The sequence below is a fragment of the Streptomyces sp. NPDC043176 genome (genome assembly GCF_056436715.1).
The window spans coordinates 291,160-303,577 of sequence record NZ_JBWKCA010000005.1 but is presented as its reverse complement, the minus strand read 5'-3'; the positions used below and the strand labels follow the sequence as shown (position 1 = coordinate 303,577).

At 69.9% G+C, this 12,418-nt stretch carries 17 protein-coding genes; 16 read left to right on the top strand and 1 reads right to left on the bottom strand.

The genetic code is table 11. The features are described from left to right. The first annotated feature begins 4 nt into the window (after positions 1-4). The 6 genes from AC067A_RS10700 to cutA all read left to right on the top strand — a co-directional run bounded on the left by AC067A_RS10700 (position 5) and on the right by cutA (position 3,984). A complete protein-coding gene (locus AC067A_RS10700; protein WP_478617439.1) occupies positions 5-1,060 on the top strand; it encodes a major capsid protein in 1,056 nt (351 codons plus the stop codon). Further along, positions 1,060-1,365, top strand: a complete 306-nt coding sequence (locus AC067A_RS10695; protein WP_478617436.1) for a hypothetical protein — start codon at positions 1,060-1,062, stop codon at positions 1,363-1,365. Before AC067A_RS10700 ends, AC067A_RS10695 begins: the two co-directional genes overlap by 1 nt. Positions 1,366-1,437: 72 nt before the next feature. Then, positions 1,438-1,764: a hypothetical protein gene (locus tag AC067A_RS10690; RefSeq protein WP_478617434.1), complete on the top strand. Its 327-nt coding sequence runs from the start codon at positions 1,438-1,440 to the stop codon at positions 1,762-1,764. Positions 1,765-1,768: 4 nt separating this feature from the next. Further along, on the top strand, positions 1,769-2,587 hold the full coding sequence (locus AC067A_RS10685) for a phage minor capsid protein (RefSeq protein WP_478617431.1): 819 nt from the start codon (positions 1,769-1,771) through the stop codon (positions 2,585-2,587). 122 nt (positions 2,588-2,709) lie between these two features. Continuing rightward, positions 2,710-3,441: a hypothetical protein gene (locus AC067A_RS10680; RefSeq protein ID WP_478617428.1), complete on the top strand. Its 732-nt coding sequence runs from the start codon at positions 2,710-2,712 to the stop codon at positions 3,439-3,441. Between the two features lie 216 nt (positions 3,442-3,657). Beyond that, a complete protein-coding gene (gene cutA / locus AC067A_RS10675) occupies positions 3,658-3,984 on the top strand; it encodes a divalent-cation tolerance protein CutA (protein WP_478617426.1) in 327 nt (108 codons plus the stop codon). A 50-nt stretch (positions 3,985-4,034) separates the two neighbouring features. Here the strand turns inward: cutA and AC067A_RS10670 are convergent, their stop codons facing one another. After that, a complete protein-coding gene (locus AC067A_RS10670; protein ID WP_478617424.1) occupies positions 4,035-5,315 on the bottom strand; it encodes a helix-turn-helix transcriptional regulator in 1,281 nt (426 codons plus the stop codon). Between the two features lie 273 nt (positions 5,316-5,588). Here AC067A_RS10670 and AC067A_RS10665 point away from each other — a divergent pair, with 273 nt between their 5' ends. From AC067A_RS10665 to AC067A_RS10620, 10 genes are all read left to right on the top strand, one after another. Next, a complete protein-coding gene (locus AC067A_RS10665) occupies positions 5,589-5,783 on the top strand; it encodes a hypothetical protein (protein WP_478617421.1) in 195 nt (64 codons plus the stop codon). 2 nt (positions 5,784-5,785) lie between these two features. After that, the gene (locus tag AC067A_RS10660) at positions 5,786-6,370 is read left to right on the top strand and encodes a class I SAM-dependent methyltransferase (protein WP_478617823.1); all 585 of its coding nucleotides are present in this window, start codon (positions 5,786-5,788) and stop codon (positions 6,368-6,370) included. A 41-nt stretch (positions 6,371-6,411) separates the two neighbouring features. Further along, entirely contained in the window at positions 6,412-6,609 is a 198-nt protein-coding gene (locus tag AC067A_RS10655) for a DUF5999 family protein (RefSeq protein WP_478617419.1), read from the top strand. A gap of 627 nt (positions 6,610-7,236) precedes the next feature. Next, entirely contained in the window at positions 7,237-7,995 is a 759-nt protein-coding gene (locus tag AC067A_RS10650; protein WP_478617417.1) for an XRE family transcriptional regulator, read from the top strand. A 20-nt stretch (positions 7,996-8,015) separates the two neighbouring features. After that, positions 8,016-9,212 carry a M20 family metallopeptidase gene (locus tag AC067A_RS10645; RefSeq protein ID WP_478617414.1) on the top strand — a complete coding sequence of 399 codons (1,197 nt, stop codon included), beginning with the start codon at positions 8,016-8,018 and terminating at the stop codon, positions 9,210-9,212. A 116-nt stretch (positions 9,213-9,328) separates the two neighbouring features. Then, positions 9,329-9,457: a hypothetical protein gene (locus tag AC067A_RS10640; RefSeq protein WP_478617411.1), complete on the top strand. Its 129-nt coding sequence runs from the start codon at positions 9,329-9,331 to the stop codon at positions 9,455-9,457. A 200-nt stretch (positions 9,458-9,657) separates the two neighbouring features. After that, the gene (locus tag AC067A_RS10635; protein ID WP_478617409.1) at positions 9,658-9,795 is read left to right on the top strand and encodes a hypothetical protein; all 138 of its coding nucleotides are present in this window, start codon (positions 9,658-9,660) and stop codon (positions 9,793-9,795) included. Positions 9,796-9,883: 88 nt separating this feature from the next. Further along, on the top strand, positions 9,884-11,623 hold the full coding sequence (locus AC067A_RS10630) for an asparagine synthase-related protein (protein WP_478617407.1): 1,740 nt from the start codon (positions 9,884-9,886) through the stop codon (positions 11,621-11,623). After that, positions 11,617-11,907, top strand: a complete 291-nt coding sequence (locus AC067A_RS10625; protein WP_478617404.1) for a PqqD family protein — start codon at positions 11,617-11,619, stop codon at positions 11,905-11,907. The genes AC067A_RS10630 and AC067A_RS10625 overlap by 7 nt, the downstream gene beginning before the upstream one ends. 5 nt (positions 11,908-11,912) lie before the next feature. Continuing rightward, positions 11,913-12,320 carry a lasso peptide biosynthesis B2 protein gene (locus AC067A_RS10620; RefSeq protein ID WP_478617820.1) on the top strand — a complete coding sequence of 136 codons (408 nt, stop codon included), beginning with the start codon at positions 11,913-11,915 and terminating at the stop codon, positions 12,318-12,320. Positions 12,321-12,418: the final 98 nt, after the last annotated feature.

Below are 12,418 nucleotides of genomic sequence, written 5' to 3'. Positions count from 1 at the left end.
ACCCATGACCCTCCAGGACCTGATCAAGGACGTCACCACCCGCGACCTGACTGTCTTCGCCCGCGCCGTGCCGACGCCGGACGAGTGGACGCTCACCACGGGCGACAACCCTGTGTTCCCCGCCCTCAAGCTCCAGAGCACCATGTGGGAGATCCGGGACTCCGGCCGCTACGTGAACGCGGCGAAGTTCAGGGCGTACGACGCGTCCGCGCCGCTGGCGACCCGCGAGGCGTGGGAGACCACCCGCAAGGGCGGCCTGCCGGTCATCTCGCAGAAGCTCACCGTCAGCGAGCAGGAGATCATCCTCGACGAGATGCAGCGGGGCGCGGACGCCGAGCGACTGGTGACCAACCTCTACAACGACACCGAGCGGCACGCCGAGGCGACCAAGGGGCGCATTGAGCTGGCGGCCGCCGACGTCCTCCTCGACGGCAAGCTGACCGTCAACGAGAACAACTTCATCACCGAGGTCGACTTCGGTGTGCCGGCCGAGAACCTGCCCACGGCCGCCAAGGTCTGGTCGGACCCGACGTCGGACCCGATCCGCGACGAGCTGGCCTGGCTCCAGTACCTGGAGGACATCGGCTCGCCGTTCCCCGAGTTCGCGCTCACCTCCCGCCGGGTGGTGAACACGTGGGCGAGCAACAACGCCTACCGCGCCGCCTTCTACAACGCGGTCAACCCCTCGACGACGCCGACCAGCTCGCTCACGCCCAGCCAGGTCAACTCCGTGCGCATCGAGTACGGCCTGCCGCCCTTCCGGATCTACAAGGGGCAGGTCCGGGTCGACGGCGCCTGGATCAAGCCGATCCCCGACGACCGCTACATCTACGTCCCGCCGCAGCGGCAGAAGTGGGCGAACGTGCAGTGGGGTCTGAACGCGGACTCCATCGTCCTGTCGTCCGGGAAGAACCCCGAGATCGAGAAGGAGGAGGCGCCGGACATCATCATCACCCGGGATGTGGACTCCGACCCGATCCGCATCTGGACCAAGGTCAACGCCTCCGCGATGCCCGTCATGCACGACCCGCGGGCCCACCTCGTGGCGAAGGTGCTGTGATGGGGCGCCGCCTGCTCGCCGCCGTGCACCTGACGCACCCGGAGACGCATGAGCCGGTCGTCCTCCTGCCCGGAGACGAGCCCGAGGAAGTGGTCGCCGCGCTGATCACCCACCCCGACGCGTGGGAGGACGGCCCCGAACCGGACGTCGAGGAGCCGTCCGCCGAGCCGGAGGCCCCGGACAACCCGGCGAGCGGGGATCCTACGCCGGAGCCGGAGCCGGAGCCGGAGCCGGAGCCGGAGCCGGAGCCGGAGCAGAAGCCCGCGGCCAGCCGACGACGGAAGGCCGCCGAGCCCGGCGCCTGAGACCCAGGCCATTCCCCGTCCGCCCGCGCCCTTCCCGGGCACGGGCGGACACCCGTATCCAGCGGAGCACCCATGGACCCGATCCTTCTGGCTTGGCTGCGTGCGCAGCTCGGCGCCACCACCGACGAACAGGACCTCGCCGCCCGGTACGCGCGCCTCGGCCGGGCCCGTGCGGTAGTCGCCGAAGTCCTCGCCGAACGCCGCGCCGCCCTGCTGGCCGAGCCCCTGCGCATGACCGTGGACGGCGTGGTCACCATCGACCAGAGCAACAACCTCGCGGGCCTGGAACGGCAGCTCACCGGCCTCGCCGAGCTCATCGCCCCCGACGACCCGGCCGCCGGCGAAGCGAGCGTCGACCTCGTCACCGCCCCCCTGATGCCCCACCGCCGAGGACGGTAGGCCGATGCCGTACCAGTGGCCACCGCTGACGCCCGGCGACCCGGACGAGATCGCGCGCCGGGTCGCCGCCGTCCTGGACGACGCCTGGCAGCGCCTCGCCGACAAGCAGAACGCCGTCCTCACCCAGCTCGCCGACAACCCGCGCGCCGGCCGCAGTACGGCCACCCTGGAGGAGTTCAAGAAGGCGATCGAGGACTTTCGGCGCCGCGTGGACGAGGAGGCCCGGCAGTTCGCCCGGCGACAACTCCCGCACCTCTACGAAGAAGGCGCGCGGGCCGCAGCAGACGCCCTGGGCACCACCTTCACCTGGACCCTTTTCCACCGCGACGCCCTCCAGGCACTCGCCTCCGACTCCTACGCCGACTTCCTGCGCCGCTCCCAGGAGGCCGAGCGGATGGCCGCCCGGTTCTACCGCGCGGTGCGCGAGGCCGCCCGCCGCGAGGTGCCGCTGCTCGCGGCGGGGAACATGACGGCGAAGCAGGCCGCGCGCAACCTCGCCCGCCGTCTCGCCGCCCAGCATCAGCTCAACCACGTCGTCTACCGCAACGGCGCCCGAGTGCCGGTACGGGCCTGGGCGGAAGCCGCCACCCTCACGAAGTCCGCCGTCGCCTACAACGCCGGAACCCTAAACCGGTCCCGCGAGGCCGGCGTCATCATGGTCGAGGTCTTCGACGGCCTGGACCGCGGTTGGACCTCCCACGAAGACTCGGACAAGGCCACCCGGACGCTGCGCACCGTGGAGGAGGCGGCAGAGTGGCCGATCAGCCACCCTCGCTGTCGTCGGGGCTTCGGAGCAAGGCCGGATGCGCCGCTTGAGCAATGAAGGTGGCTTGGGGAGGGGGTGAACGGGGGGGCTCCGAACCTCCACGCCCGGCCGTATCCAGGGCTACGGTGCTTCTAGCAACCTGGGCCATTATTTGGGGCCCTGAAGAGTCTGGGGGGACTTTGAAGAGACGGATCGCTGTCACGACGGCCGTGGCGGCGCTGGCGCTGACCGCGTGTTCTAACGCGTCGCCGGAGGAGAAGCCCGGGCCCATCGCGGCCCCGCCGTCGGTGATCACGGCGACCCCGGAGATCGAGTACACGCCCGTACCCATCTCGGTGTCGATCCAGTGCACCGGCGCTGATCCCGAGTTCAGCGCCCCTGCCCAGGCGTGGTTCGGCATGTACGACTTCTGCGAAGGCACCGTGTCCGGGGACAAGCTCAGCCCGACGGAGCAGAAGGCCCTCACCACCGCATACGGCGAAAGCGACACCAGCCCGCTCGGCACCCTGTACTCGATGTGCGCGGAGAACGCGAGCGACAGCTTCGCCTACCTCGAGGACGCCGGATCGCCTGAGCAGATCACCGAAGTACGAGGTGCTCTCCTCCTGTGTCCCGACCATCCGCAGAAGGGCCGCATCACGAAGCTGCTGGCCGGCGCCGAGAAGGACAACCGCCTCTCGGCCGAGGGCAAGATCTTCGGATCCGGCGTTCTCCACGTCGGCAAGGACGTGCAGCCCGGCACCTACGTCACCACCGACGTCGAGAACTGCTACTGGGAACGCACCGACCGAAACGGCAACCCGATCGACAACTACTTCACGGCCGGCGCCGCCCGCGTCCAGGTGACGATCCGCGCCAGCGACTACTCCTTCAACAGCGAGGGCTGCGGGGAGTGGAAGCCCGCCGAGTGACGGCCTGGACCGCGACTGGACCTCCCACCGGGACCGGACCGGGCCACCCGGACGCTACACGCAGTGGAGTGGCCCATCAATCACCGGCAGCGCACAGGTTATTCGGGCCGCGCCCTGATGCCATCGGTGTCTGACGGAGTCCCGACCGGAAGCCGACCCGGCGCACGATCGCGTGGATAGGGTCGAGGCATACCGTCCAAGGAGGAGCAGAGCCGCATGGCGACCGAGATCGTGATCGCGCAGACGACCATCGACGACGAGGAGAAGGCGAAGGCCCTGGCGCTGGGTGCCGTTGAGGCCCGCGTGGCTGCCTGTGCGCACATCGACCCCGCCTTCACTGCGGTCTACCGCTGGAAGGGCAGTATCGAGACTGCTCAGGAGTGGCGCATCTCGTACAAGACGACGACGGAGCGGCTTCCGGAGCTGGCCGCCTGGGTCGCCGAGAAGCACTCGTACGAGGTACCGGAGTGGATCACGCTCCCCGTGAGCGGCGGGTCGGAGGCGTACCTGGCCTGGGTGGTCGAAGAGACCACGCAGGCCTGAACGGTGACGGCCGAGCCCTGGGCCTGTCGGTGGGATGGAGGCCCAAGGGCTCAGGAAGCGAGCTGCCGCAGGTGGTGGGCCAGGTCTCGGTGATCGCTGGGGAGTGACCCGGCGATGGCGTGTGCCCGGTCCCTGCCCATCGTGGTGGGCTTGGTCTGGGCGGCATTCGTGAACTTCCGGGCAACGTGTGCTCCCTGCTCCACATCACCTCCGCGCAGGAGGGCGATGGCGAGGTCACCGAGGACGACCACGCCGCTATCGGGCAGACCATCCCCCAGCCGGGCGAGGGCGTCGTCCGCCGTGGTGATCAGCTCCGCCAGTCGCAGTTGGCCGTATACCGAGAGAGCCAGCGAATCCATTCGGTAGGGAGTCACGAAGCGGACCCACGCCTGCTCGCTGGTGTGGTCCGCGAAGTCGTAGGCGAACTGCGCCCGTTCCAGGGCCTGGAGGGCCTGAGTGCCGTCGCCCAGTTGTGCCGCTTCTTCGGCGTATCTCCCGTGCACCCACGCGGCGGCGGCGGCGTTGCCGCGGCCACGTACGTCTTGAGCTGCCTGGCGCAGGTACGTCAGCTTGCTCGCGGGAGCGTGATCGCCGTAGCTGGCGTACGTGAGCGCCAGGGCGCGCAGCGGCGGGTGCCCGGCTGCCGCCGCGCACTTCTCGGTGACCTTGTAGTAGGCGTCTGCCTTCGTGTGCTCGCCCAGGTCCCACGCCACCCAGCCGGCGAGCGCCGCTGTCTCTCCGGCGGCAATGGTGAGGGCGCGCTCGTTCTGGCCGGCTTGGGGGAGGACTGCGGTGATCGCGTCGAGGTGTGCCTCGACCTTGTGCTGGAGGTGGCGCGGGCTCAGGTTGAGCTCTTGGAGATGTAGATCGGCGGCGCGGTCGATGAGAGCGGCTACGGACGCTTCGTCGACTCTGCTTCCTCGTTGGAGAACTGCGGCAAGCCGCTGCCAGGGCTCGGCAGCCGCGCTTGCGCCGATGAGCGCGCCCTCCAGCACTGTGCGGCGCTTCATATCGTCCGGGTCCTCTTCGTCATGGCGGCGTGCTTTCCTCCGCCGAGCACGGGCTGCCATGGCCTCCCGCTGTAGCTCATCGAAGGGGACACCGCAGGCCACTGCAATGTGTTCGAGCGTGTGGTTTGTAGGGATGTTTTCGGACTTCTCGTAGCGACTGATCTCGCGCCGCGTGACCGTGATCCGGCCGGAGGCAGCGTTGATCACGTCGGCCTGCTGTTCCTGGGTCCGACCAGCCTCCTTCCGGAGCTTCCGGAGCAATAAGGCGAACGGATCGACTGGCATGAGTGTGACCTCTGTCCGGGGGCGGAAGCCAATCATGTCCCCATCTCCTCCTTGAATTTCCCCCCTTGACAGATTTTCCCCCCGTCAGATTCCCCTGGTCGAGGTCCTGTTCAGGCGATGCGATGGATCCATGACCACGATCCGCACGGCGGTGAGAGGCACTGCTTCCACGGTCGCCCGCCCCCTCCGATGGCTTGAGGTCCGAGGGGTCGGCTGGCGGCAGATCGCCGCTCAGATCCTGCTCGTTCTCATCGTTGGCACCCTCGTCCCCCTACTGCTGCTCAGCACCACTCCTTAGGAGGAAACGCCATGGGTCCGCTCAGCACCCGTGTTCCCGGCCAGGCTCTGGCGGCGATCGTTCCCCCGCCTCCGAGACCGCTGCCGGTGAGTCTCTTCGCCACCGGAACCGGTGGCGTTCAGGACCGCTGCTCCGACCCCGCCCGCGTCGCCGCGCGCAGGCCGCGTGCGGCCGGCATCGTCGAGACGTCGGAGGGCGCGTCGTGACCATGCCGCTCAAGTACCGAAGCTCGGCGTTCTGGGACGCCGTGTACTCGGCCCCTGATGCGTCCTTCCAGCCGATCGATGCCGAGGAGAGGTACCGCTTCCAGGACCGTACCGACGCATCTCCGGGGCAGGTCGCCGTGGACGTGGGTACGGGTCTGGGTGAGTGGGCCTGCCAGATGTCCCGACTCGGGCTGGCCGTCACCGCGTACGACTACAGCTCCATCGCGATCGAACGCGCCCGCCAGCTCCACGAGGGGCACGGCAATGTCTCCTATGAGGTGCACGACTTCGACGCCGACCCCATCCCCGGTCGCCTGCGGCACGGCTCGGTCGACGTCATCACGTGCAGGCACGTCATCAACTTCTTGGAGCGTCGTTTTCTCGACGACACACGTCGGTGGCTGCGCCCTGACGGGATCCTGCACGTCACCACGGCCGTCACCGAACGGGTCGAGGGCGCCCAGAGCATAGGGATGCGCGAGGAAGAGGTCAGCGAACTTGCCCGCGGGTGGCGTGAGTGGGAGCGGTACGACCTTGGCGCTCACGAGGAGATCACCGTCATGGTCCTCCGCGGCCCCTACATCTGACCGTTCACCTACCCATCGAACCGACTACTGAGGAGGTCCTGGTGTGCACGCATCAAACGCCGTGTCCGCCCGCTGACTCCGCCGACAGGGAAGCCGCCCTCCGGATTGCCCACCGCCCGGAGCAGGGCTGGAGTCTTCTCTGCAACGGCATCGTGCACTTCGAGGACACCGGCGAACTGCTGCCCGACGGCACGATCATCGAGCCGCGACACCGCCCTCAGAGAGCCGCTCATGTCTGAGACCCCGACCGTCGAGGTCCAGGACCAAGACGAGCTGCCACCGAAGGCCGACTCGCGACACGTCAGGCGCCGTGCGGTGGTGCTGGCCCTGCTGCGCCACCACCTGGGGAAGTACCCCGTGGGCGGAAGGGTCCCGCCTGTGGCCACCTTGGCTGCCGAGCTGGAGTTGCCGTCGAGGGACGTGGCCGCTGCGATGACGACCCTTGATGAACTGGGGGAGGTCGTCTACGGCTGGGCGGGTGGACGAGGAGGCGTACACCGTCGCCTGGGGCCACAGGAGGAGCATCCCCGTGACGTCCTCTTCGACCGGGCAGTTCGAGCCGGCATCAGGAACGGCAGGTACAAGGCGGGGACACCGCTTCCTACCTCGATACTCGCCCATCAGCATGGTCTGACCGTGCAGGTGGTGCCCCGAGCCCTCCGCGCGGTTATCCGAGACAGGCTCGTGGCTTCCTGGGCCGGTCCACATGGACCTGGCTACTACGTCCTGCCTGTGGGGGACGCACCCTCGTAGGTCCGAGGGCGGGAACGTGCCGATGAGCTGCGGCCCGCCCTGGCACCACCTGAACGACCGGTACAGCGATCTGGAATGCGGAAGCTCGGCGAAGTCAGGAGGAGGCGGTCACGATGAGCACGCCGGCAGGGTCGGCGCTCAAACGGGCGCGACTGGAGAAGAACCTCACGCTGGAGGAAGCGGTCGCAGGGCTGAACGCGATCACGGGTGGGACGAGCGACACCAGCCAGCTCAGCGCGTGGGAGTCGGGGCGGCGGCGTACGGGGCTGAGGAACCGACGCGGCCTGGTCGAGCTGTACGGCAAGCCGACCGAGGAGCTGTTCGCCCACCAGGACGGGCAGACCGGTGTCGCGCGGGCCCTGCACCAGGCGCAGGGGACCCTCGTGACCCGGTGGGCCGAGCTGGTGGAGGCGATGACCTCGGTGGTGACCGAGGCGCGCGAACACCTGGTGGTGACGGGCAGCCGAAGCCGTGAGAAGGGGTACCTGGGGGCGATCGAGACGGCCCTCGCGCAGAACCCAGACCTGGTGCACACCCGCGTGCTCTACGGCCCGCCGCGTCACCCGGAGCTGGCCGATCACCTGGTGCGGCTGATGGAACTTAGGGATCCGCGCGAGCGCCGCAACGGCCTGCGGACCTTGAACATCGGGTATGCCGACGGCGAGGAGTCGCTGGAGCGATTCTTCGTGGCCTCAGAGCGCCGGGCCGTGGTCCCGCTGCCGTCCCTCCACAGCGCGGACGGCTTCGACTGCGGCATCGTTCTCGACGGCGAGGCGGCAGCCGGCCTGGTCCATCACGGACGTGAGGCGTGCGCGGCGGCGCGACTGCTGGGCACGATACGGGACGTGCGGGAACTACCCGTGCGCAGATAGGGAAGTTGGGGTGTAAGGGCATGATCGATGGCCCTTGGGAGGCTGGGCAGGACGAGACGATCCGGTCGGTGGTGCAGCTTGCGCAAGAGCTGGTCCGTCGGCCGAGCCGTGGCGGGATCGACGACTACGGTCCGGTCCTGAGCGTCCTGGAGGAGTGGCTGACCGCCCGCGCGGTGCCACACCGCCGCCTGCACGACGGGGCGGGCGCCCTGGTCGGGCTGCTGGCCGAGGTCGTCGGCGACCGGCCGGGGCCATGGTGGACGCTGGACGCGTGCGCGGACACGGCCCCGTACGGCGACACCACCCGCTGGTCCTTCCCCCCGACCTCCGGCCAGGTCCAGGACGGCTGGCTCTTGGGCCGCGGTGCGGCCGACTCCAAACTCGCTGCCTCGATGTACTGCCACATCGCTGCCGACCTCGCCGCCAGCCCGCGCGCCTTCGCCGGCGGTCTCGCTGTGCTCCTGGACGTCGACGAGCACACCGGAGGCTTCGGCGGCGCCCGCGCCTACCTCGCTGACCCCCACGCCGCCCGCCCAGCCGGAGTGATCATCGGCTACCCCGGCATGGACGAGGTCGTTGTCGGCGGCCGCGGTCTGTGGCGTGCCACGATCGCCGTGCACGCGCCGTCCGGGCACTCCGGCTCCAGTCGCGTCGTCACCGGGGCCATCACCCGGGCCGCGCACCTGGTGGGTCTGCTCGACGCCGCCGAGCTGCCGGGCCTCGACGTTTCCTCCGGGTTCCCGCTCGGGCCGAAGCTCACCGTCACCGCCTTCCATGGCGGCGAGGGCTTCTCCGTGACCCCCGACCGGGTCGACATCAACGTCGACGTCCGCACCACCCCTTCCTTCGACGCGCACGACGCCGAGACCCTGGTGCGCAAGGCGGTCGCCGAGCTCGACGCCGAGCTGCCCGCCCCCGTGCCGACCGACGTCACCGAGGTCGCGGCCTGGCCCGCCTTCCGGCTGGAGGAAGACGAACAGCCAGCCGCCGCGCTGCTGTTCGCAGCCCGAACGGCGGGGCTCGACGTCCGGGCGAAAACTGCGGGCCCGTCGAACATCGGCAACCTCCTCGCCGGCCACGGCATCCCCGCCACAGCCGGGTTCGGCGTCCCCTACCAGGGCCTGCACGGCATCGACGAGCGCGCCTCCCTGGCTGAGCTCCCGGACGTCTACGCCATCCACCAGCGGACCGTGGCGGATCTGCTGGGTGTGCGCTGACCCCCCACGTTTTCCCCAGTAAGTCACCTGCCCTTGCTCTACAGAGGGCACCCCGTACCCGGTGTCATGGATGTGCACCACCCGAGGAGACATCACCGACAGCAAGGAGGCCGGCCATGGCCGAGCAGCCCACCGTTCCCGCCGTTGACTTCGCGGCCGAGGTCAACACCCACTCCGTCGCCGAGCTCACCCTCGGCAACTACATGGGACGCTCGGACGACAAGGAGGACTTCTTCGAGGGCTGACCGGCCCGATGCCACACCGATCCGGGGGTCGTCGCACTGCGGCGGCCCCCGGCCCCATGTCCGGGTGTCGGCGGGCCGCGGCGACTCCCCAATTTTCTCCTAAGAAGTCTCTAACTCCCGCTCTAAGAAGATGAGTTCCAGTCCGGTGTCATAGATGTGCACCACCCAAGAAGGCACCACCGACACCAAGGAGGCCGGCCATGGCCGAGCAGACCGAGACGACCACCGTTCCCGCCGTCGACTTCGCGGCCGAGGTCAACACCCACCCCGTCGCCGAGCTCACCCTCGGCCGTCAGGTCTTCAACGACAGCGACAAGGACAACTACTTCGAGGGCTGATCCGCCCCGGCGTCACGCGAATCCGGGGGTCGTCGCACTGCGGCGGCCCCCGGGCTCGTTTCCGGAATCGAGCAGGAGGCAGAGAGGTATGGCAGAGCAGTGGCTTGCCGCCGGGCCGACGGCGGAGGACAGGGGAGACGGCATCGCCGGCTTCGACGGCGTCCGCGCGGCAGCCGGAAGCCTGGTACGCAGCGCGACCGAGGGAAGCGCCATCGTCGCGGTCGTCGGGGACTGCCCGGTGAGCGAGAGGGAGCTGCACGACGCGCTCGCGGCCGTGAGAGCGGGGCGATGGGAGGACCTGGCGGGCTGGCCGGGCTCGTACTGGGTGATCGCCGAGAACGAGCGTGAGCGGTTCGTCTGCGGGGACCTGGCCGGGCTGCGGCCGGTCTACTACACGGCCGACGGGACGTGGGCGACCCACCTTCGCCGCCTCGGCAGGCCGCTCGTGGCCGACCTGGCGCTGGCGGCCGCGCGGATCGTCGCGGGAAGCGACCATTGGCCCGGCCGCAGCCCCTACGAGGGGATCAGCCTGGTGCCGGGCGGCTACGGCCTGCTTCTCCGCGCCGGGCAGGCGCCGCAGCTCGTCGACATCACCGCGATCACTCCGGTTGAGGACCTGCAGTCCGGCGCGGCCCAGTTCGGCTCTGCCCTCACCCAGGCCGTCCAGTACCGGGTGAACGCCGCCAGTGCGACGGTGGGAGCGGACCTGTCGGGGGGTCTCGACTCCTCCGCCGCCGTGGTTCTCGCCTCCCGGGTTGGCCAAGTGCACGCGGTCACCTACACCGACGGCTACACCAGCCCCGAGGACGCGTCCTTCGCCGCCCGGATCGCCGAGCACACCGACATCGAGCACACCATCGCGCACGGCGCCTACGAGGACCTGCCCTTCTCCTTCCCCGTCGGCCAGCCGACCGGCCTGGAACCGGCGATGGGCGCCGCCCTGTTCGAGATGGACCGCACCTACCTCGCGCCGGTGGCCGGCTTGCCGCTCCACCTGACCGGACACGGCGGCGACGTCGTCCTGGACGCGACCTCAGCGGTCTGGGTCCGGCTTCTCCAGGACGGCAAGCGCCGCGCCGCGCACCGCCAGGTCGTCGCCTACGCCCGGCTGCGGAACATGGCGCCGGGCCCGTTCTGGAAAGGGCTGAGGGACACCGCGGCGCTCGGCCGGGCCGGCGTCTTGGAGAAGGCCGTGAAGCAGCTGGAGAAGAACCAGCCGGAGGCCACAACGGGCATGACGGGATGGTCCTGGTGCCGCATGGGACCGGCCGCATCCTGGCTGGCCGCCGACGGCCGCGCCCAGGTGGCGGCACTGCTCCAGCAGGCCGCCGCCGACACCACCCAGCCGGAGGGGGCCGACGAGTTCGACCAGTGGACCGCCCTGCGGTTCACCGGCGCGGCCGCCCGCGGCTGGGCCCCGTACGCCGACGCCCTCGGTGTCCGTCCCGTCTACCCGTACCTCGACAACACCGTGGTCCGCGCCGCCTTCGCCGTCCCCCCGCTCGCCCGCCGCGGGCACTACACCTTCAAGCCGCTGCTCTCCTCTGCTCTGCCTGACCTGCCCGACTGGCTACTTGGGCGCCGCTCCAAAGGCTCCTTCACCCCCCAGCGGGTCATGGCCTTCCAGCAACACCGCGCCCTGCTGGGCGATCTCCTCACCGTCAGCCCTCTGATCACGACCGGCCTGTTCAACCACGCGACCGTGACAGGCACTCTCGACCACCTGGGGCAGGGCCGCACCCCGATCGGATCGGCGGACATGCACCAGATGCTGACGGTCTCCTGGTGGCTCACCGGTACCTATTCCCCCGCAGGGGCGTCGTGCTGACCCCGGCCGGCCACATCCACTACGCCACCGACGAGCACGGAATCGTGCTTCTCGACGTCCGCACCGCGAAGTGGTCCATGCTCAGCCGGGACGTCTCCCGTATCTGGCAGGCGATCGTCACCAACGGCACCGCCAACGGTCTCGCCGACGAACTCGCGATCCCCACCGGCCGCGACCCCTACGCCGTACGCCAGGGCATCGACAACCTCGTGAACCAGTGGAAGCGGGACGGGCTCCTCGTCGACCCCACCCGCGTACCGCGCCGAAGGTGGCGGAAGCGTTGACCCAGATGGTGCCCGTCCCGCTGGACACTCCCACCCTGCCCGAGCGGGCCATCGCCGCAGTGGGGCTCGCGCTCTCCCTTGCGCTCGGCCGCCTGCCGCTGAGGTACCGCATCGCCGCCGTCCGTGCCCTGCGCCGCCTCCCGGCCGCCCGCCGCGGACGGGTCGCGCGCCTCGACACGGCCGTACGCCACGTCACCCCCACGTGGTGGCCGGGCCGGATCGCGTGCATGGAGATCAGCCTCGCCACCGTCCTCGCAACCGCCCTCACCGGACACCGCGCCTCCTGGGCCCTTGGCGCGCGCCGGCTGCCCGACGCCGCACACGCCTGGGTCGACACCGTCGAAGGGCCCGTCGGCCACGACGTCGGCGACGGAACGGACCGGCCCTACACCCGCGTCCTGTCCGTTCCCTAGGACGCGCGCCAGACCGCCGTGGGTCCGGGAGACATGCCTCCGTCTCCTGGGCCCATGGCTCCTCGATCGGGTGAATTTCGTAACGTGAAGTTGACGGC

Bases quoted from the DNA above. Each gene is read 5' to 3' on its own strand.
- AC067A_RS10670 (WP_478617424.1), bottom strand. From the start codon at position 5,315: ATGATTGGCTTCCGCCCCCGGACAGAGGTCACACTCATGCCAGTCGAT.
- cutA (WP_478617426.1), top strand. From the start codon at position 3,658: ATGGCGACCGAGATCGTGATCGCGCAGACGACCATCGACGACGAGGAG.
- AC067A_RS10660 (WP_478617823.1), top strand. From the start codon at position 5,786: ATGCCGCTCAAGTACCGAAGCTCGGCGTTCTGGGACGCCGTGTACTCG.
- AC067A_RS10685 (WP_478617431.1), top strand. From the start codon at position 1,769: ATGCCGTACCAGTGGCCACCGCTGACGCCCGGCGACCCGGACGAGATC.
- AC067A_RS10640 (WP_478617411.1), top strand. From the start codon at position 9,329: ATGGCCGAGCAGCCCACCGTTCCCGCCGTTGACTTCGCGGCCGAGGTC.
- AC067A_RS10620 (WP_478617820.1), top strand. From the start codon at position 11,913: ATGGTGCCCGTCCCGCTGGACACTCCCACCCTGCCCGAGCGGGCCATC.
- AC067A_RS10690 (WP_478617434.1), top strand. From the start codon at position 1,438: ATGGACCCGATCCTTCTGGCTTGGCTGCGTGCGCAGCTCGGCGCCACC.
- AC067A_RS10665 (WP_478617421.1), top strand. From the start codon at position 5,589: ATGGGTCCGCTCAGCACCCGTGTTCCCGGCCAGGCTCTGGCGGCGATC.
- AC067A_RS10630 (WP_478617407.1), top strand. From the start codon at position 9,884: ATGGCAGAGCAGTGGCTTGCCGCCGGGCCGACGGCGGAGGACAGGGGA.
- AC067A_RS10635 (WP_478617409.1), top strand. From the start codon at position 9,658: ATGGCCGAGCAGACCGAGACGACCACCGTTCCCGCCGTCGACTTCGCG.
- AC067A_RS10650 (WP_478617417.1), top strand. From the start codon at position 7,237: ATGAGCACGCCGGCAGGGTCGGCGCTCAAACGGGCGCGACTGGAGAAG.
- AC067A_RS10700 (WP_478617439.1), top strand. From the start codon at position 5: ATGACCCTCCAGGACCTGATCAAGGACGTCACCACCCGCGACCTGACT.
- AC067A_RS10645 (WP_478617414.1), top strand. From the start codon at position 8,016: ATGATCGATGGCCCTTGGGAGGCTGGGCAGGACGAGACGATCCGGTCG.
- AC067A_RS10695 (WP_478617436.1), top strand. From the start codon at position 1,060: ATGGGGCGCCGCCTGCTCGCCGCCGTGCACCTGACGCACCCGGAGACG.